This window comes from Plantibacter sp. CFBP 8804 (assembly GCF_014841225.1).
Taxonomy (GTDB): domain Bacteria; phylum Actinomycetota; class Actinomycetes; order Actinomycetales; family Microbacteriaceae; genus Plantibacter; species Plantibacter auratus.
This window is the reverse complement of record NZ_JACYTU010000020.1, coordinates 23084-41395: the sequence shown is the minus strand read 5'-3', so window position 1 is coordinate 41395 and position 18312 is coordinate 23084. Positions and strand designations below refer to the sequence as shown.

Sequence of the window (18312 nt, the reverse complement as noted above, 5' to 3'; positions counted from 1 at the left end):
GGGGGGCTCGGCGACCGGCGGAGGGGAGGAGGGCTTCCGGTGTCCGAGTGCGCCCGGTCACCGAGCACTGCCGGTCATCGAGCCTGTCGAGGTGGGACGTCGGGGCTCAGCCGCCGAGGATGTCCCAGTCCTCGTCGTCCGCGTCGGCGATGCCGCCCGCGATGAACGCTTCGCCGGCCTCGGTGGCGCGATCGCGCACACCGACCAACAGCTCTTCCAGCGAACCGGCCGAGAGGAACCGCATCTGGTCGAGCTCGCTCACCGGGGCGATGCCCGCGAGCTGCCACGACGACTCCAGCGGGTCGTCGGCGAGCTCCACGACCGAGGCCCACTGCTGCTCGCTGAACTCGCTGGCCACGGCCAGCGAACGCCGCACCGCCGCCTCGGTCTCGTCCCGCAGCTGCTCCCAGCGCTCGTCCCACTCCAAGTCGTCGAGCGTGCGGATCTCGGCGCGTGGGTACGGGTCGTCCGGCAGCCAGTCGGTCACCTCGAAGCGCTGACCGCCCTCGGCGATCACCGCCACGAAGCCCTCGCCGCCGTCGACCTCGACGATCTCCGCCACGGTCCCCGTCCGGAAGCGGTGCTCACCGCCTCCCGTCTCGCGCCCGCGCTCGATGAGCACCACGCCGAACGCCGGGTCCTCGGCCTCGAGCAGGTGGGCGAGCATGGTCAGGTAGCGCTCCTCGAAGAGCCGCAGGGCGAGCGGCATGTGCGGGAACAGCACAGAGCCGAGCGGGAACATCGGCAGCTCGAGGACCGGGAGGCCGGACGCCCAGGGCTCGGCACTGAAGGAGTCGGTCATGTCACTCTCCCTCCGTCTCGCAGGTCCCACCGGGTGCCGCCCGGCGAACCGTCCACCCGAACCGTGCTGCGATCATAGTCGCCGGACACCGGAGGCGACTCAGTCGCCGAGGACCGCTCGCAGCGCCTGGTCGAACCGGATCGCCCGATCGATTTCGACCGCCGTCTCGTAGTCGGCCCCGCGGAGGGCGACGTGCAGCGGCCAGTCCACATCGATGAAACCGATTCGCCGATCCCCCACGAAGACGCCGAAGCGGTCGGCCGTGAGCTGCTCCACCCAGGCTCGGCGGAGTTCAGACGTCTCGCTGCCGGCGGAGCCCATGGAACGACCTCTCTCGGCAGGTGCAGTGACCGGGTCCGGACAACCCTTCGAAGTATCTCGATTGTCTAGCTATCTCCGCCGTGCTTCATCATGACAGCACCGACGGCCGATGGACAACTCCGTATCCATCAGACGAAACGAGCACGCCTCGACGCCATCGTTGCGAGATCGTGGCGCGATGGTCCGCGGATCTTCAGGAACCGTCCGTAGGATGCTGATCGTGGGGTGGAAGTGGCCGTGGGGACGCAAGCGCATCGTCGATGCGCCGGTCGACGCCGGGTCCGACCCCTACCTCCAGTACCTCGAGTGGGTCCGCCTCGGGAAACCGTCACTGGCATCACCCGACGATCCACCGCTGCAGTTCGACCCGCGGTTCGCGCCACGACTGGCCTCCGACGCCGTCAACTCCTCGCGCGCCGACGGCGTCTGAGCCCGCCGGTCCACGCACAGCACAGCGCCCGACACCGAGGTGCCGGGCGCTGTGGACGTGCTTACGCGGTGGCCTGCTCCGCGACCTCGGCGCGGCGCGGGAGCTTCCAGCCCGGGCGCACGAAGTGGCAGGTGTAGCCCCACGGAATGCGCTCCAGGTAGTCCTGGTGCTCCGGCTCGGCCTCCCAGAACTCGGACACCGGCTCGACCTCGGTGACGACCTTGCCGGGCCAGAGCCCTGAGGCGTCGACGTCGGCGATCGTGTCGCGGGCGACGCGCTCCTGCTCGGGCGAGGTGTAGAAGATCGCCGAGCGGTAGCTCAGGCCGACGTCGTTGCCCTGGCGGTTCTTCGTCGACGGGTCGTGGATCTGGAAGAAGAACTCCAGGAGCTCACGGAAGGACAGCTTGCTCGGGTCGAAGACGACCTCGAGGGCCTCCGCGTGGGTGCCGTGGTTGCGGTAGGTGGCATTGGCGACGTCGCCACCGCTGTAGCCCACGCGGGTCGACTTCACGCCCGGCATCTTCCGGACGAGGTCTTCCATGCCCCAGAAGCATCCGCCGGCCAGCACCGCGCGCTCGGTCGTCGTGCTCTGCTCGTCTGCTGCACTCATCGTGACTCCTCCTTCGTGCCGAGCACCGTGCGGGGTCCCCGCGTGCTCCGGTCTTCGGCTCCATGGTATGCAACAGCGTCCGCTTCCGGACTGTTCCGGCCGGGGCTTGCACTCAGCGGTCGCACAGGTGTGCGGACGCGACGGCAGGGCTCAGACGGTCCGCTTGCGGCGGAGCTGCTTGATCGACTCGTGGATCTCGGGCGCCAGCACCACGGCGCCGGACTGCTCCGACTGCTCGAGGGTGACGGCCTGCGCCTCGTCCGCCGCGGCGAACCAGGAGGCGATGGTGACGCCGTGGCCGGGCTGTCGGACGATCTCGATCGGGTCGCCCGCCTGCACCGTCCCGCTCTTGACCACCTTGAGGTAGGCGCCGGGCCGTGCGGCGGCGGCGAAGCGCTTCACCCACCGTGGCTCGCCCAGGCGCCGCTGGAAGGTGCCGCACGGGGTGCGCGGGCAGGTCACCTCGACGACGAGGGTGTCGCCGATCCGCCAGCGTTCACCGATCTCAGCACCGTTCACGTCGAGCCCCTGCGTGCGGAGGTTCTCGCCGAACAGCCCCGGCGTGATCTCCCGACCGAGCTCACCCTCCCAGAACCGCGCGTCCTCCTCGGCGTAGGCGTAGAGCGCCTTCGTCAGACCGCCGTGGTGTTTGCGATCGGCCTGCACATCGCCGTACAGCCCCATCGGCCGCACGTGCAGTGGCTCGTCGACCGGGCGCTTGTCGATCGCGGTGACGCCGATCGAGCCGTCGTCCGTCTTGAGGGCTTCGACGCGACAGAGGGCGAGGAGTTCAGACATGGGACCAGTCTGCCGTGTCGTCCGCGCCCCGCCGGACGACGGGGCCGGTGCGGCCCGGGTGGAATGGCTCAGGCGGACTCGCGGATGACAAGTGAGACACCGACCGAGCGTCGGACGGACGGTCCCGAGAGCGGGAGCGTGCCGGACATCATGCCGTCGAGCAGTTCGAGACTGTGCCGTGCGATGTCGCCCTTGTCGACGGCCACGCTCGTCAGCTCCGGGGTGACGAAGCGACCGAGGTCGAGTCCGTCGATGCCGATGACGGCGACGTCCTCCGGCACGCCGACCCCGGCACGGGCGAGTCCCTTGAGCACGCCGACGGCCATGACGTCGTTGAAGACGAGCACGGCATCGACGTCGGGCATCGCGGCCCGGCACCGCAGGGCGGCCGACACCCCGCCCTGGTGGGTGTCCTCCGCCCAGGTCTCCGACGCCTCCGACCACGGCAAGCCGTGCTCCTCGAGGAACGCTCGGTACGCGAGACGTCGTCCGGACGGTTCGGCCGAGGCGTCGATCATCGCGATGGACCGGCGCCCGGTCGCGACGAAATGGGCGAGCGCCTGTCGGATGCCGTCCTCGAAGTCGATGTCGACGCCCGCCACCTGCAGCGTCGGCTCGGCGCCGGACGGGTTCGTTCCTGCCTCGGACTCGTCTGACCGATGGTCGCCGAGGGAGACGAACGGGATGGTGGCGAAGGCGCCCTGGAGTGCTCCGTGGTCGGCGCCGTTGCGTCCGACGACCGCGTCGACCTGCCGCGCGAGTTCGGCGAGCTGCGCACGTTCCGCGTCGGGGAGGTCCGGTCCGCGATCCGCGGCGGCGGGTCGGTCGCCCGATGCGTTCGCCGCTCCCCCGACCTCGGCGACCAGCACGGTCCAACCCCGCTCGGACGCCTGCTGCACCAGGGCGGCGGCGAGCTCGGGGTAGTAGGGGTTCCGCAGGTCGTCGACGACGAGGCCGAGCGTGGTCGTTCGACCGCTGACGAGGTGCTGCGCGGCGCGGTTCGGGCGGTAGTTGAGGGAGGCCGCGACCTCGACGACCCGCTGCCTGGTGGTCTCGCTGACATCGCGCATGCCGTTGAGCGCCCGGGTGACGGTCTGCCGCGAGACCCCGGCGACCCGGGCGACGTCGATGATCGTCGCTCGCGCCGGAGCGTGATCGTCGCGGGGCCTGGTCATGGTCACATCGTACTGATACGCTCACACCGTGAACGTTCACGGTGACGTTCGCCACAGACCATCGCACCGCCGATCAACGTTGAGGAGCACCACCATATGGAACACGTCGCCTGGGGGATCATCGGACCCGGAACGATCGCCGAACGGTTCGCGACCGAGCTGCACGCGAGTCGCACCGGTCGACTCGCCGCCGTCGCCAGTCGTGACGCGTCGCGTGCCGAGGAGTTCGGCGAGCGCTTCGGCGACGGCACGGCTCCCGTCCGCGGGTACGGCTCGGTCGCCGAGTTGCTGGCCGACCCCGGCGTCGACGCGGTCTACATCGCGACCCCGCACACGGAGCACGTCCGGCTGGTGATCGAAGCGGCCGAAGCCGGCAAGCACATCGTCAGCGAGAAGCCGCTCTCGGTGAACCGCGCCGGTGCGATGCTCGCGATCGAGGCCGCCCGCCGTGCCGGCGTGTACCTCGCCGAGGCGTTCATGTACCGCTTCCACCCGCAGACGGCCAAGCTCGTCGAACTCGTGTCATCCGGTGCCATCGGCGAGGTCCAGCACATCGAGGCGTCGTTCGCGTTCGCCGCGAACCTGCCGGCCGAGCACCGACTCATGAACCCGGAGCTGGCGGGCGGCGGCATCCTCGACGTCGGTGGCTACCCCGTCTCCATCGCGCGGCTCGTCGCCGGCGCCGCCGTGGGTGCACCGTTCGCCGACCCGACGGAGGTCACCGGGAACGGCACCATCGGTTCCACCGGCGTCGACGAGTGGGCCAGCGCGTCACTCGTCTTCCCCTCGGGCATCACGGCGCACGTCACGAGCGGCGTGCGCGTGCAGGACGACAACCGCGTGGTCGTCACGGGGTCCACCGGGCAGATCATCGTGTCGGACCCGTGGCTGCCGTCGGTCGAGGACGGTTCGACGATCGAGGTCCGCACCATCTCGGGCACCGAGTCGATCCACATCCCCGGGGCGCCGCAGTACGCGATCCAGGCCGATGCGGTCGCGACGTTCGCCGACGCGGGCCAGGCGCCGCAGATGCGTTGGGCGGACTCGCTCGGCAACCTCTCGACCCTCGACCGGTGGCGTGAGGCGATCGGCCTCGAGTACCCGTTCGAGTCGATCGACACCGACATCCCGACCGGTTCCGGTCGGCCGCTCGCCGTGCGCACCGAGCTCCCGATGCCGACCGGTCGCATCGCGGGCATCGACCACGACATCTCGCGCCTCGTCATGGGCGTCGACAACCAGCAGACCCTGTCGCACGCGTCGGCGATGTTCGACGACTTCTTCGAGCGCGGCGGCAACGCCTTCGACACGGCCTGGCTGTACGGCGACGGGCTCCAGGAGCAGCTGCTCGGACGCTGGCTCGCCAACCGGGGTCTCCGCGACGACGTCGTGGTGATCGGCAAGGGTGCGCACACGCCGTACTGCGACCCGGAGTCGATCTCGCGTCAGCTGTTCGAGAGCCTGGACCGGCTCGGCACCGACCACCTCGACCTGTACCTCATGCACCGCGACAACGTCGAGGTGCCGGTGGGCGAGTTCGTCGACGTGCTGAACGAGCACGCCGACGCCGGTCGCATCCGTGCGTTCGGTGGCTCCAACTGGACGATCGACCGGTTCGAGGAGGCGAACGCCTATGCGGCGGCCAACGGGAAGCGGGGGTTCGCGGCGCTGAGCAACCACTTCGGGCTCGCTCGCGCACTCGACGTGCCGTGGGCCGGTTGCGTGGAGGTGACGGATCCGACGAGCCGCGCGTGGCTCGAGGAGACGAAGACGCCGCTGCTGCCGTGGTCGTCGCAAGCGCGCGGCTTCTTCACCGGGCGTGCCGAGCCCGAGGACCTGTCGGACCCGGACCTCGTGCGCTGCTACTACAGCGACGACAACTTCGAGCGGCTGGCCCGTGCGCGTCAGCTCGGCTCGGAGCTGGGGGTCGCGCCGACGGCGATCGCCCTGGCGTACGTCCTGGCGCAGGACTTCCCGACCTTCGCCCTCATCGGGCCGCGGTCCATCGAGGAGACCCGTTCGTCGACCGACGCCCTCTCCCTGAAGCTGACCCCGGAGCAGGTCGCCTGGCTCGACCTCCGGGTCTGATCCGTTCCCTCGGGTGATGCCAGCGCGGTGCGCTGGCGTGACCGCGGGTCATGCACGTGAGCGCGGGTCTCCGGAGACCCGCGCTCACGCGTGTGGGGCGCGCTCGCGTCAGCGCACCGCGCTGGCGCAACCGCACCACCAGACTCGGATGGACGTCACGTGAGGGGTTTGCGGACGCGGTCGCGCGCCAGGAGGACACCGAGGAGCAGGATCAGGATAAGGACGACACCGCGGGCGAGACCCTGCCAGTAAAAGGACAGCCCGATGAGGTTCATCCCGTTCGTCAGCAGCGCGAAGATGAGCACGCCGACGAGCGTCCCGAAGAGGTTCGGCCGCCCCGTCCGACTCAGCGTCGTCCCGATGAACACCGCACCGATGGAGTCGAGCACGTAGAGCTGCCCGCTGTTCGCGACGAAGCCCTGGCTCCGCGAGGCCAGGATCAGCCCGGCGATGGCCGCGATCCCGGCGGCGAAGATGAAGGCGGTCGCCATCGACGTCCCCGCCAGCCGACCGGAGATCCGGGTCGCAGTCGGCTGCTCACCCGCCGCGGTCAGCACCCGACCCCAGCGACTCCGTTCGAGCGCAGCCCAGACGATGATCAGCACGAGCACGGCGACGACGATCGGCGCCGCGACACCGAGTACGGTTCCGGCACCCAGCCACGCGAACTCGTCCGGCACGCTGCTGCGCGACAGGTAGATGGGCGACCCGCCGTCGGTCGCGACCTGCTGCACGCCACCACCGATGAACCAGACGCTCAGCGTCGCGAGGAACGGTCGGATGCGCAGCACCACGATGAGGAACGCGTTCACGGCCCCGACGAGCAGGCCGACGACCAGACCGCCGACGATCGCCACCCAGGCCACGTAGTCGTCGGCCAGGAGCGCCGACGCGGTGAGCGCCGCGAGGTCGATGGCGACACCGATGGAGAGGTCGATGCCACCGGCGCGGACGACGACCGTCATCGCGACGGCCGCGACCAGGAGGAGCGCGTTCTGGTTGAGCACGCCAAGGAGGTTGTCGGCGGTCAGGAACGACGGCGACAGCACCGCGAACACGATGAGCAGCACGGCCAGCACGGCGGGGGCGAGCGCCTGCGGGACCGCGGCACCGAGGCCACGGACCGTCAGCCTCGAGAGCGGGCCGCCGGGACGCTGGTCATCGCCGCCTCCCGGTCCAACCGATCCGGCCTTCGGGACGGAGACGCCGGTGGTGGCGGAGGACTGCGTGCGCGTGTCGACACTCATCGCTTGACGCTCCGTTCGCGGATCGCGGCGACCGCGAGGACCAGCAGGATCAACACACCCTTGGTGATGCCGATCCACTGGCTCGGGACGCCGAGCTGGCTGAAGCCATTGGTGAGGATCGCGACGAACACGGCACTGAACAGAGTCCCCGTGATCGTGACGACGAGCCGACGGGAGAACGCGATGGACAGGAACGTCGCGAGGAGGATGTCGATGAGCGACTGCTCGCCGATCCCCGGCAGGGCAGCGGACAACCGACTGGTCATGAGGACGCCCGCGATCCCGGCGAGGACCGCCGCGAGGACGTAGCTGACGACGATGTGGCGGTTGACGGCGATCCCGGCCACCCGGGCGGCCGTCGGATTCTGCCCGACCGCGGCGTTCTTCACGCCCCAGCTGGTGCGCCCGGTGGTGAAGGCGGCGACCGCGAAGACGAACAGGAGCACGACGACCGCGGCAGGGACACCGACGACGTGTCCACTCCGCAACCAGACCAGCCCGGCGTCGGAGACCGGCACCTTCACGTTGTTCGTGATGACGATGGTGAGACTCGTGACGATGCTCATCATCGCGAGGGTGACGAGGAGCGGGCGGATCCCGGCGACAACGACGAGACCGTTCACGAGCCCGATGACCGCCGCGGCTCCGAGCCCGATGAGCAGCGCGAGCGGCAGACCGAGCTCGGCCTGCAGGAGCACCGCGACGAGGGCACCGGAGAAGCCGAGGACGGCGCCGATGGAGAGGTCGATGCCGCCGCGGACGACGTCCTCACCGCCCGTGACGACGACGATGGACAGTCCGAAGGCCGCGATCGCGTAGACCGCCGACTGGGTGAGGATCGTCGCGAGGTTGGCCGGGTCGAGGAAGCCGGGCGAGGCGACCGCGAAGACGACGACCTCGATGACGACGATCGCGTAGCCGATGAGTCCCAACCGGGAGACCGGGCGACGGCGTTTGGTCGCGGACTCGGCTGCGGCCGACGGCGCCTGGCCGGGCGCGACGGGTGGAGCGGAGAGGGCGGTCATGCGGAAGCTCCTCGGGTGGGCAGTGTGCCGCCTCCAGGGTCTGCCGACGGGGCAGACCTCGGGGGATCAGCCTGCGTCGACGACGTGGGCCCTTCGGCAAGCTCAGGGACCGGCGGGACCGAGGGGGCCGGCGGCGTTGACGCGACCTCGGCGGCGCCCGTCGACCAGGCGAGGATCGTGTCGGCGGTCGCCTGCGATCGGGGCAGCTCGGTCCGGATCGTCCCGCGGTACAGCACGAGGACGCGGTCGGCGAGGCCGATCAGTTCCTCGAGGTCGACGCTCACGAGCAGGACGCCGGCGCCCTGCGCGACGAGCGCGTCGATCTCCGCGTAGATCTGTTGACGCGACCCGATGTCGACGCCGGAGGTCGGCTGGTCGAGCACGAACACCGTCGATCCGGCCGCGAGCCATCGACCGAGCACGACCTTCTGCTGGTTGCCGCCGGAAAGGCTCCCGGCCACCGCGGTGTCGTTCGCGGGCCGGACGTCGAGCCTCGCGACGAGGTCGGCGGCGATCTCCCGCTCGCGTCGACCACGCAGGATCCCGCCGAGCCCGGTGATGCGGTCGAGCGCGGCGAGGGTGAGGTTCTCGCGGACGGACTGACGGTTCAGGATGCCGTCGCGGTGGCGGTTGGCCGGGACGTACGCCCCACCCGCCCGGACGAAGGCCCTCGGCGAGCGGATCGTCGCCCGGCCGAGCCGCACGGTTCCGCCGTGCGCGCGCAAGCCGGTGACCGCGTCGGCCAGTTCCTCGAGGCCCGAGCCGACGAGACCCGTGACGCCCACGATCTCGCCCGGACGGACGGCGATCGAGACGCCGTGCAGCCGTTCGGGGACCGTCAGGCCATCGATCGCGAGGACCGGTTCGGCGACGGCGTCGGCGACGATCCGTTCCCGGTCGCCGAACTCCTCGACGCTCCGCCCCACCATGAGCTGGACGATGGCGTCGAGGGTCGCGTCGGGATCGGCGAGGTCGAGGGCACCGACGCGTTCACCGTTCCGGAGGACCACGACGCGGGACGCGATGTCGCGCACCTCCTGCAGGTAGTGGGAGATGTAGATGACGGCGACGCCCTGGCTCTGCAGGGTCCGGACGATGCGGAACAGCCGCTCGACGTCGCCGGCGGCGAGCGGTGCGGTGGGTTCGTCGAGCACGAGGACCCGCGGGCGCGTGATCGTCGCGATCGCGAGCTGCAGGAGTTGCTGCTCGGCGACGCTCAGCTCGTCGACGAGGGTCTTGCCCGGCACGTCGAGCCCGACGAGGTCGAGCAGCTCCCGCTCGGCGCGCCGGTCGAGCTGCCGGCCGGTGAGGAACGCGGAGCGCGAGCCGAGGAACAGCTGCTCCGCGACCGTGAGCCGACCGGCCAGGTGGCGGTCCTGGTGGATGACGCGGACACCGAGGCGTTCGGCGTCGCCCGGGTTGCGGATGACGACCGGTTCACCGTCGATCTCGATGGCGCCCTCGCTCGCCGTGTAGAGGCCGGTGAGGATCTTGATGAGCGTCGACTTGCCCGCGCCGTTCTCGCCCACGAGCGCGACGACCTCGCCGGGGTGCACCTCGAGGTCGACGTCGTCCAGCACCCGGACGCCACCGAAGTCCTTCGCGATGCCCCGCATGCTCACGGCAGGAGCCGAGGGTTCGGTCGTGGCTGCACCGGGCCGACCGCCCAGCGAGCGCTGGGCGGCCTGACCGTCGATCGAGGTGTCGTGCGTCATTCCAGGCCGAGTCGCTTGCGCTCGTCGGCGACGTTCGCCTTGTCGATGAAGACGGCGTCGAGGTAGGTGCTCAGCGGCACCTCGTCCTGCTTGCCGCCGAGGTACAGGGCGACGTTGTTCGCGCTCGTCGTCCCGAACAGGGTCGGCTGCTGCGCGACCGTGAACTGGTACACCGAGTCGGGGTCCTGGATGAGGTCGAGCGCTCCGGGCTCGGCGTCGACGCCGTAGACCTTGATCTCGTCGCGGCCCGCCGCGTCGATGGCCTGGGAGGCACCGATCGCCGGGAGGTCCCAGCACGACCACACGGCCGAGATCTCGCCCTTGGGGTAGCGGGTGAGCGCATCGTTCGTCTTCTGCTTGGCGTCCTCGATGGTGCCCTCGTAGATGTCCTGCAGCTCGGGCTCGATGATCTCGATGTTCGGGTAGTTCTTCAGCACGAGCTTGAACTCGTCGTAGCGGATCTGGCAGGGGGTGACGTCGTAGAAGCCGTTGAAGACGAGCACCTTGCCCTTCCCGCCGATGTCCTCGGCGAGGGTGCGGGCGAGGGTGGAGCCGATCTGCCAGTTGTCGGAACCGATGTTGTTCACCGAGTTCTCGCTGGCGTGGTCGATCGTGAAGACCGGGATGTCGGCGTCCTTCGCCTGCTGCAGCGCCGGGGCGAGCGTGGTCGCGTCGCCGAGGATGACGACGATCGCGTCGACCTTCTGTGAGACGAGGTTCTCGACGTTGGCCAGGTGCTTGTCGTCCTGTGCGTCGGCCTGGGTCGCGACCACCTTCGCGCCGAGCTCCTCCAAGCGGTCCTGGACGCCCTGGTAGGTGAGGCGACCGAAGTCGCGCACGACGTCCTTCGCTGCCACGCCGACGGTCTTGCCCTTGAGCGAGGGGACGTCGGCGTCGGAGGCCGCTGAGCTGGCGGCGGGGCCGCTCGTCGACTCGCCGGATGAGGACTGCTTCAGCGAACAGCCGGTGGCGAGGCCGGCCACGACGGCCAGCGAGATGATGGACAGCGCGAGGCGTGATCGACGACGCATGGGGACTCCAGGGGACGGTGGGGCGCGGGAGGGTGCAAGGGTGGTGGGGCGGGCCGGCGTCCGCTGTCGGCGCGTGGGGGCGCACCGGGACGTCGGGTTGCAGTAACAGTAAGGAGTGATCGGACGGGCCGCGAGAGGGCGCTCAACCTGACGTAACACAAGCCGCGCGGCGTCGGAGGTGCGCGCTGACCGGTGCCGGCGCAGCCCACGAAAACGTCGGATGTATCATGGCGCGAGGCGGAGCGACCGGCGACCGTCGTGCACCAACGGGGGGTCTCCATGGCAGTCACCGACGAAGCGATCGCGAGGATCCAGGCGATGATCGTCGCCGGCGATCTCCAGCCCGGGCAGCGGCTCCCTCCGGAGAAGGAACTCAGCGAGACGCTCGGGCTCTCGCGCAGCTCGCTCCGTGAAGCGGTCAAGGCCCTCGAACTCATCCGCGTGCTCGACGTGCGTCGCGGCGACGGCACCTACGTCACGACGCTCGAACCGAGCCTGCTGCACGAGGCGATGTCGTTCGTCATCGACATGCACGCCGACGGTTCCCTCATCGAGATGTTCGAGGTGCGGCGGATCCTCGAGCCGTCCGCCTCGGTGATGGCGATCCGCCACCTGGACGACGAGAAGATCGCCGAACTGCGCGCGATGGTCGACGAGGTGGACGAGTCCACGACCGTCGAGGACCTCGTCGCGCACGACCTGCAGTTCCACGCCCGCGTCATCGAGCTGAGCGGCAACGCCTACCTCGCGAGCCTGCTCGCCGCCCTCGGCAGCAAGACGGTCCGCGCCCGCATCTGGCGCGGCCTCACCGAGGAGAAGGCCGTCGCCCGCACCCTGCAGGAGCACCATGCGATCGTCGACGCCCTCGAGAAGCGCGACACCGAACTGACGCGTGCCCTCGTGACCGTGCACGTGAGCGGCGTCGAGAGCTGGCTGCGCCGGTCCCTCTGACCCCTGCCACGTGCCCGGGTGGGTCGGAGCGGGCTCAGCGTCCGCCGAGCCCGCTCGTCACGATGCCCCGGATGAGGTGCTTCTGCAGCAGGATCAGCATGAGGACGGTCGGGAGCATCGAGATGACCGAAGCCGCCATCACCAGATTCCACTGGCTGCCCTGCTGCCCGAAGAACTGCTGGAGCCCGAGCGGGATCGTCCCATAGGTGTTCACGTCGTTGACGATGATGAGCGGCCAGAGGAACGAGTTCCAGTAGGCGATGAACGAGAAGACGGCGAGAACCGCGAGCGTCGGGCGGGCGAGCGGGAGCATGACGTGCGTGAACGTCTTGATCACGCCGGCGCCGTCGACACGAGCGGCGTCGTCCAGTTCCTGCGGCACGGTCAGGAAGAACTGCCGACAGAGGAAGGCGCCGAGCGCGGTGAACGCGAACGGGATGATAAGTGCTTGGAACGAGTCGACCCAGCCGAACCCCTGCATCATCACGTACAGCGGGATGAGGAGCACGTCCTGCGGGATCATCATCGTCGCCAGGAAGAGTACGAACACGAGGTTGCGGCCCCTCCACCGGAGGCGGGAGAAGGCGTAGCCGCTCAGCACGGAGACGGCCATGTTGATCATGGTGCCGACGACAGCGACGAACAGACCGTTCAGGAGGAACCGGCCGAAGGGCAGGTAGCTGAAGGCCTCGGAGTAGTTCTCCCAACGGATCGACGAGCCGATGAGCGTCGGGGGTGTCGTGAACGTCTCGGCCGGAGGCTTCAGCGAGGTCGCCACCATGTAGACGAGCGGTGAGATGAACGCGAGGGCGACGAGACACAGCACCACGTAGGACACGATCGACCGAGCACGGCTGACGGACTTCGTCTGCCCCCGCCGGAGCCCGCGGGGGTTGACGGTGACGAACGACGAGGTCGGCGGATGCTGTCTGGCGGCCGACCTGCCCGCCGAGATCCGATTACTCATAGTGCACCCACTTCTTCTGGCCGAGGAACTGCACGGCGGTGATCGCCAGGATGATGATGAACAGCACCCAGGCGGCGGCGGAGGCCACCCCGAGCTGCTGGAACACGAATCCCTGGTTGTAGATGAATTGCACGAGCGTGGTGGTCGATGAACCCGGACCACCCTTCGTGAGGATGAACGGCTGGGCGAACACTTGGAACGCGGTGATGAGCGTCATCATGGCGGCGAAGAAGATCGACGGCGAGATCATCGGGAACTTGATCCGCCAGAACGAGGTCCATGCCCCGGCACCGTCGAGCTCGGCCGCCTCGAGCTGGCTCTCCGGTACCGAGTCGAGCGCTGCGGAGAAGATGAGCATGTTGTAGCCGAAGCCCTGCCAGACGCTCATCGCGACGATGGCGAGCATGGCCCAGTGCTCATCGGCGAGGAAGTTCGGAGCCGAGACCCCGATGCTCGACTGCATCGTCGCGTCGATCAGCCCGTCGGGCTGGTAGATCATCCGCCAGATGACCGCGTTCGCGACGATGGGGGTGACCGTTGGGATGAAGAAGAGGACCCGGAAGATCTGACGGTGTTTGATCTTCGGGCTGAGCCAGGCTGCGAGTCCCATCGACACGATGAGGTTGAGCGGCACGTACAGGACGACGAACAGGGTCGTGTTGAGGATGACCGTTCGGAAGATCGGGTCTGCGAACAACGCTGCGTAGTTGTCGAAGCCGACGAAGGTCGGCGATCCGAGCATCGGCCAGTTGTTCAGGCTGATGACGAGCGACGCGATGATCGGCACGACGGTGAACAGCGCGAGACCGATCGCGTGCGGACTGGCGAATCCCAGTCCCCACCAGGATCGTCGGGCGTGGACCGCGTCCGGATCGACGCGCGCGGTGCGCTTGGAGGGCCGGACGGCTCGCACCGGGGCCGCTGGGAGGGTAGCCATGCGGGTTCTTCCTTTGCTTCGACGACGATCGGAGCGGCTGGTGGGCGACGTGGGTCGCCCACCAGCCGGAGCTCACTTCGGCAGTTGGCTCGAGATCTGGTCGAGGACCTCGGCGCCGGATTGCTGTCCGTTCATCGCCTGGATCGCGTACTGGGACATCAGTTGGGCGAGCTGATCGCTGTTCTTGTTCCCGGGCAGCGGGACGGATCCGTCCTGGGCTGCTGCGAAGCTCTCCTCGACGCCGTCGATACCGGCGTTGTCGAACCAGGCGCCCTGCGCTGTGGTGCGGGCGGGGAACGCCCGCCCCTCCTTGCCGAGTGTCGAGAGCACGTCCTCACTCGTCATGGTGGTGATCGCCTGATAGGCCTGCTCGGGGTACTTGCACTCCTTCGAGACACCGAAGCCCGATCCCGCGGAGAAGGTCGTCGGGGCGCTACCGGCCGGCAATGTCACGACGCCGACGTCGAACGTCGCCTTGGCTTTCGTGTTGATGAGCGACCAGGGTCCGTCGACATAGGTGGCGGCCTGTCCGTTGATGAAGGCGTTGTCGTCGGCCGAACTGTCGGCGCTCGCAGGCGTCGCGTAGCCGTCCTTCACGAGGCCGGCGATCCACTCGAGACCCGCAGCGAATTTGGCGTTGGTCACGTCGAGCGAACCGTCCTCGCTCACCACCCGACCGCCGTTGTAGGACAGGATCATGGACTCGAGGTAGAGATCCTCTGCGCTCGGCGCGTAGAGCTGCTTCCCCGCCGATTTGAGCGCTTCACCCGCGGCTTCGAAGTCGTCCACGGTCCAGCCGGGCTTCGGTTCGGCGACGCCGGCCTCGGCGAAGAGGTCCTTGTTGTAGAACATGACGAGCGGGCCGGTGTCGTAGGGGAGGGCGTAGAGCTTGCCGTCGACCTTCATCGCGTCGAGCGCGGTCGCGTCGAACTCGTCGAGCGCGGTGCCGCTGCTCTTCGCGAGGTCGTCCAGCGGGAGGAGGACATCGGTGTAGTTGGCCGCCCGAAGGCTCTGCACCGTGACGATGCAGGGGGCAGTACCGGCACTCAACTGGGTGCGGAGCTTCGTCCAGTAGTCGGAGAACGGCGCGCCCTGGATGGTGACGTCGATCTTGTCCGACGACTTCACCTCGTCGGCGACCGTCTGCCACGCTGCCTGGTCCTCCTGACCGGCGATCCACATGGACCAGACGAGCGACTCTGCAGTCTGGGAGCCGGTCGCGCTGCCACCGGAACACGCCGTGAGGGCGAGGACACCGGCCATCGCCGCGCCGGCCATGAGCTGTCGTTTCATCGGATGCTTCTCCACTTCGTTGGGCGTGCAGTACTCAAGGGATCCAGACCCGGTCGGGAAAGACGGCTGAACGTGGTGCGATCTAAACATCGGATGTCTCATCTGTCAACTGTTGATATTTCCGCGAATCTGGGCCACTTTGGAGACATTCGCCCCGCAGAGTACGGATGATTGGCATCCCTGACTCGCATCTCAGCCGCATCATCGACGACGAAGGATCACGCATGGCCATGTTCAAGGACGACTCCGTCCGCCTCCCCGAGTTCGAGAAGTTCGTCCACGAGACACCCGCCTGGTTCTCCGACGCCAAGCTCGGGATCTTCGTCCACTGGGGGGCGTACTCCGTCGCAGCCTGGGCGGAACCGATCGGTGAGCTCGGGGCGACGGACCACGCGCACGACTTCGCCCGGAACCCGTACGCCGAGTGGTACTTCAACACCATCCGCATCGAGGGGAGCCCGGCGCAGCAGCACCACCGGGAGACCTTCGGAGACGTCGACTACGACCACCTGCTCGAGCTGTGGCGCGCCGAGCGCTTCGACGCGGACGAGGTGCTCGCCCTCGTGAAGCACACGGGAGCACGGTATTTCGTGCCGACGACGAAGCACCACGACGGGATCACGCTCTGGGACGCTCCCGAGACGAACGGCCGCAACACCGTCGCCCGAGGCCCGAAGCGCGACCTCATCGGCGAATTCGCTGCAGCGACGGAACGCGCCGGGCTGCGCTTCGGCGTCTACTATTCGGGCGGGCTGGACTGGCACTTCTCCCCGTCCGAACCGGTCGTCGAGACCGACGGGCCGGACGGCTGGACGAACCGGGCCAACGACCGGCCGTACGCCGACTACGCATACGACCAGGTCGCCGACCTCATCGAGCGGTACCGCCCTGACATCCTCTGGAACGACATCGAATGGCCCGACCCGGGCAAGGACGACGGCGCGCGTGGACTCGTCTCCCTCTTCGACCGCTTCTATGCCGCCGCCCCGGACGGACTGATCAACGACCGCTGGGGAGACACCCATTGGGACTACCGGACCACGGAGTACCAGATGGGCGGCATCACCGATGACCCGTGGGAGAACTGCCGCGGCATCGGCTACTCCTTCGGCCACAACACCCTCGAAGACGAGAAGCAGCTGCTGAGCGGCGAGGAGGCGATCCGGTACTTCGTGGACATCGTCGCGCGAGGCGGGAACCTGCTCTTGAACATCGGCCTGCAGGCGGACGGTACCGTCCCTCCGGAACAGCGCGCGACGCTGGAGGCGCTGGGCGATTGGAACGCGGTGAACGGTGCGGTCGTCTTCGGTTCACGACAGCTCGACGACGGGATCGCGAGCGGTTCGGAGTCACCGTGGACGAGGTGGACGCGTACCGGCGACATCGCCAACGCGATCATCGATGCGGACGGCCCGGTGACGCTGACACTCGCTGCCGACGCGATCCTGGTCGACTCCGCTCGACTCGTCGACGGCACGTCGCTCGCCGCGTCCGTCGTCGACGGTGGTGTCAGGGTCGATCTTCCGACGCGCTCGGTGCCCGGCCCGCAGGTGGTCCGCTTCGATCTGAGCTGAGCCCGCTCCCGCTGCCCGCGATGGCGGGCGGGTAGTTTGAGGGGATGAACGGCACGATCGACACCCGAGCGCTCATCGACCCTGTCGACAGCGAGGCCATGGCGAAGGCGCCCGCGTACCACCGGGCGCCTTCCGCGCGGCTGTTCATCGGCCTGATCGCGGGAGTCGTCGTGGTCACGGTCGCCGGGTTCGTCCTGTTGGGGACGCTGTCGTCTTCCTCACGAGGCGGCTCCGGCCCGACGCCGCTGCTCGGGATCGGACTCCTCGCGGCCGCCGCCGTCGCGGTCGTCGCGGTCCTCTCCTGGCGCACGAGGCGCATCAAGCGCTTCCGCCTCTCCCAGTTCGCGGCGACCAACGGGATGACCTACACCTCCGACCTCAGCTACCCACCGTTCCCCGGCATGATCTTCGGGATCGGATCGTCGCGGCAGGCTACCGACGTGCTGCGGGCTGATCGTCCCCGCCCCGTGGAGTTCGGCAACTACCGGTACACGGTCCGCCATGGCAAGAGTTCGACGACGCACCACTGGGGGTACGTCGCGGTGAAGCTGGACGTCCCCCTGCCGAACATCGTGCTCGATGCGATCGGCAACAACGGCTTCGGCTCGAACCTTCCCGCGGCGTTCCAGCGCGCCCAGCGGCTGTCCCTCGAAGGCGACTTCGACCAGCACTTCACGCTCTACTGCCCGGCCGGCTACGAACGCGACGCCCTGTACCTATTCACGCCGGACATCATGGCGCGGTTCATCGACCACGCCGCCCAACTCGACGTCGAGATCATCGACGATTGGATGTTCCTGTACACGAAACGCGAGGTGTCGACCCTCGATCCCGACACCTGGGCCTGGCTGTTCAGCGTCGTCGACGCGCTGATGACGAAGTTGGACCAGTGGGCGCGGTGGCGGGACGACCGCCTCCAGCCGCAGTCACCAGGAGGGCTGGAGCATCCGTCTGCACCAGGCGCTCAGGCCGACTCCCCAGCACTCGGACTGCTCAAGCCGCCGCCGGGGGTCGCTCCGTCCGGCCGCAGGTTGCGACGATCCGGCACGTGGATCCCCATCGTGTTCGTCGTCGGAACGGTGATCCTCTGGATCGTCATGCGCATGAACTGACCACATGGTCCGCACGCATGTCGAGGACGTCTGGTGATCGACAGACGAGGACAGAACAGGCCGGTTGCTGGGATGGCTGGGTGACCGACCCCGGTCACTCGTCAGAAAGGACCATCCCATGCGCAGATCAGCCGCCTTCGGCTTCGCCGTCCCCGTCCTCGCCCTCATGCTGGGGCTCACCGCCTGCTCCGGGACGTCGGACGCCCCGTCCGGCGGTGGCGGGTCGCCGTCGACCG

General features: G+C 68.7%; 17 protein-coding genes. 5 read left to right on the top strand and 12 right to left on the bottom strand.

Features of this window, described 5'->3' with window-relative positions:
* Positions 1–106: 106 nt before the first annotated feature.
* Positions 107–802, bottom strand: a complete 696-nt coding sequence (locus IFU11_RS18505) for an LON peptidase substrate-binding domain-containing protein (protein ID WP_241160950.1) — start codon at positions 800–802, stop codon at positions 107–109.
* Positions 803–901: 99 nt separating this feature from the next.
* On the bottom strand, positions 902–1123 hold the full coding sequence (locus IFU11_RS18500) for a hypothetical protein (RefSeq protein WP_079706600.1): 222 nt from the start codon (positions 1121–1123) through the stop codon (positions 902–904).
* A gap of 220 nt (positions 1124–1343) precedes the next feature.
* Between IFU11_RS18500 and IFU11_RS18495 the strand changes: the two genes are divergently transcribed.
* A complete protein-coding gene (locus IFU11_RS18495; protein WP_124767435.1) occupies positions 1344–1553 on the top strand; it encodes a hypothetical protein in 210 nt (69 codons plus the stop codon).
* Positions 1554–1614: 61 nt separating this feature from the next.
* On the opposite strand, the gene msrA is transcribed toward IFU11_RS18495, so the two are convergent.
* The 3 genes from msrA to IFU11_RS18480 all read right to left on the bottom strand — a co-directional run bounded on the left by msrA (position 1615) and on the right by IFU11_RS18480 (position 4136).
* Complete coding sequence (gene msrA, locus IFU11_RS18490) at positions 1615–2163, bottom strand: peptide-methionine (S)-S-oxide reductase MsrA (protein ID WP_079706599.1); 549 nt, start codon at positions 2161–2163, stop codon at positions 1615–1617.
* Between the two features lie 150 nt (positions 2164–2313).
* On the bottom strand, positions 2314–2961 hold the full coding sequence (locus tag IFU11_RS18485) for an MOSC domain-containing protein (RefSeq protein WP_192019892.1): 648 nt from the start codon (positions 2959–2961) through the stop codon (positions 2314–2316).
* Between the two features lie 68 nt (positions 2962–3029).
* Positions 3030–4136 carry a LacI family DNA-binding transcriptional regulator gene (locus IFU11_RS18480; protein WP_124767438.1) on the bottom strand — a complete coding sequence of 369 codons (1107 nt, stop codon included), beginning with the start codon at positions 4134–4136 and terminating at the stop codon, positions 3030–3032.
* Between the two features lie 96 nt (positions 4137–4232).
* On the opposite strand from IFU11_RS18480, the gene IFU11_RS18475 reads away from it, so the two are divergent.
* Positions 4233–6224, top strand: coding sequence for an aldo/keto reductase (locus tag IFU11_RS18475; RefSeq protein ID WP_192019891.1), 1992 nt, complete (start codon positions 4233–4235; stop codon positions 6222–6224).
* Positions 6225–6379: 155 nt separating this feature from the next.
* On the opposite strand, the gene IFU11_RS18470 is transcribed toward IFU11_RS18475, so the two are convergent.
* The 4 genes from IFU11_RS18470 to IFU11_RS18455 are packed head-to-tail and all read right to left on the bottom strand — an operon-like array spanning position 6380 to position 11242.
* Entirely contained in the window at positions 6380–7471 is a 1092-nt protein-coding gene (locus IFU11_RS18470; protein WP_192019890.1) for an ABC transporter permease, read from the bottom strand.
* Positions 7468–8496 (bottom strand): ABC transporter permease, encoded by a 1029-nt coding sequence (locus IFU11_RS18465; RefSeq protein ID WP_124767441.1) that lies wholly within the window; start codon positions 8494–8496, stop codon positions 7468–7470. Before IFU11_RS18465 ends, IFU11_RS18470 begins: the two co-directional genes overlap by 4 nt.
* Positions 8493–10211 carry a sugar ABC transporter ATP-binding protein gene (locus tag IFU11_RS18460; RefSeq protein WP_192019889.1) on the bottom strand — a complete coding sequence of 573 codons (1719 nt, stop codon included), beginning with the start codon at positions 10209–10211 and terminating at the stop codon, positions 8493–8495. The genes IFU11_RS18465 and IFU11_RS18460 overlap by 4 nt, the downstream gene beginning before the upstream one ends.
* Positions 10208–11242, bottom strand: a complete 1035-nt coding sequence (locus tag IFU11_RS18455) for a sugar ABC transporter substrate-binding protein (protein WP_124767443.1) — start codon at positions 11240–11242, stop codon at positions 10208–10210. The genes IFU11_RS18460 and IFU11_RS18455 overlap by 4 nt, the downstream gene beginning before the upstream one ends.
* A gap of 279 nt (positions 11243–11521) precedes the next feature.
* On the opposite strand from IFU11_RS18455, the gene IFU11_RS18450 reads away from it, so the two are divergent.
* Complete coding sequence (locus tag IFU11_RS18450) at positions 11522–12193, top strand: FadR/GntR family transcriptional regulator (protein WP_124767444.1); 672 nt, start codon at positions 11522–11524, stop codon at positions 12191–12193.
* A 34-nt stretch (positions 12194–12227) separates the two neighbouring features.
* Here IFU11_RS18450 and IFU11_RS18445 read toward each other — a convergent pair whose 3' ends face one another.
* From IFU11_RS18445 to IFU11_RS18435, 3 genes are all read right to left on the bottom strand, one after another.
* Positions 12228–13160: a carbohydrate ABC transporter permease gene (locus tag IFU11_RS18445; protein WP_082455639.1), complete on the bottom strand. Its 933-nt coding sequence runs from the start codon at positions 13158–13160 to the stop codon at positions 12228–12230.
* Positions 13153–14097, bottom strand: coding sequence for a carbohydrate ABC transporter permease (locus IFU11_RS18440; protein WP_082455641.1), 945 nt, complete (start codon positions 14095–14097; stop codon positions 13153–13155). The genes IFU11_RS18445 and IFU11_RS18440 overlap by 8 nt, the downstream gene beginning before the upstream one ends.
* Positions 14098–14169: 72 nt before the next feature.
* Complete coding sequence (locus IFU11_RS18435; protein ID WP_056777104.1) at positions 14170–15390, bottom strand: ABC transporter substrate-binding protein; 1221 nt, start codon at positions 15388–15390, stop codon at positions 14170–14172.
* Between the two features lie 224 nt (positions 15391–15614).
* Between IFU11_RS18435 and IFU11_RS18430 the strand changes: the two genes are divergently transcribed.
* Together IFU11_RS18430 and IFU11_RS18425 are read left to right on the top strand one after the other, a co-directional pair.
* Positions 15615–16964: an alpha-L-fucosidase gene (locus IFU11_RS18430; RefSeq protein ID WP_056777107.1), complete on the top strand. Its 1350-nt coding sequence runs from the start codon at positions 15615–15617 to the stop codon at positions 16962–16964.
* A 44-nt stretch (positions 16965–17008) separates the two neighbouring features.
* On the top strand, positions 17009–18076 hold the full coding sequence (locus IFU11_RS18425; RefSeq protein WP_124767445.1) for a hypothetical protein: 1068 nt from the start codon (positions 17009–17011) through the stop codon (positions 18074–18076).
* Positions 18077–18312: the final 236 nt, after the last annotated feature.

Bases quoted from the DNA above. Each gene is read 5' to 3' on its own strand.
- IFU11_RS18505 (WP_241160950.1), bottom strand. From the start codon at position 802: ATGACCGACTCCTTCAGTGCCGAGCCCTGGGCGTCCGGCCTCCCGGTC.
- IFU11_RS18500 (WP_079706600.1), bottom strand. From the start codon at position 1,123: ATGGGCTCCGCCGGCAGCGAGACGTCTGAACTCCGCCGAGCCTGGGTG.
- msrA (WP_079706599.1), bottom strand. From the start codon at position 2,163: ATGAGTGCAGCAGACGAGCAGAGCACGACGACCGAGCGCGCGGTGCTG.
- IFU11_RS18485 (WP_192019892.1), bottom strand. From the start codon at position 2,961: ATGTCTGAACTCCTCGCCCTCTGTCGCGTCGAAGCCCTCAAGACGGAC.
- IFU11_RS18480 (WP_124767438.1), bottom strand. From the start codon at position 4,136: ATGACCAGGCCCCGCGACGATCACGCTCCGGCGCGAGCGACGATCATC.
- IFU11_RS18475 (WP_192019891.1), top strand. From the start codon at position 4,233: ATGGAACACGTCGCCTGGGGGATCATCGGACCCGGAACGATCGCCGAA.
- IFU11_RS18470 (WP_192019890.1), bottom strand. From the start codon at position 7,471: ATGAGTGTCGACACGCGCACGCAGTCCTCCGCCACCACCGGCGTCTCC.
- IFU11_RS18465 (WP_124767441.1), bottom strand. From the start codon at position 8,496: ATGACCGCCCTCTCCGCTCCACCCGTCGCGCCCGGCCAGGCGCCGTCG.
- IFU11_RS18460 (WP_192019889.1), bottom strand. From the start codon at position 10,211: ATGACGCACGACACCTCGATCGACGGTCAGGCCGCCCAGCGCTCGCTG.
- IFU11_RS18455 (WP_124767443.1), bottom strand. From the start codon at position 11,242: ATGCGTCGTCGATCACGCCTCGCGCTGTCCATCATCTCGCTGGCCGTC.
- IFU11_RS18450 (WP_124767444.1), top strand. From the start codon at position 11,522: ATGGCAGTCACCGACGAAGCGATCGCGAGGATCCAGGCGATGATCGTC.
- IFU11_RS18445 (WP_082455639.1), bottom strand. From the start codon at position 13,160: ATGAGTAATCGGATCTCGGCGGGCAGGTCGGCCGCCAGACAGCATCCG.
- IFU11_RS18440 (WP_082455641.1), bottom strand. From the start codon at position 14,097: ATGGCTACCCTCCCAGCGGCCCCGGTGCGAGCCGTCCGGCCCTCCAAG.
- IFU11_RS18435 (WP_056777104.1), bottom strand. From the start codon at position 15,390: ATGAAACGACAGCTCATGGCCGGCGCGGCGATGGCCGGTGTCCTCGCC.
- IFU11_RS18430 (WP_056777107.1), top strand. From the start codon at position 15,615: ATGGCCATGTTCAAGGACGACTCCGTCCGCCTCCCCGAGTTCGAGAAG.
- IFU11_RS18425 (WP_124767445.1), top strand. From the start codon at position 17,009: ATGAACGGCACGATCGACACCCGAGCGCTCATCGACCCTGTCGACAGC.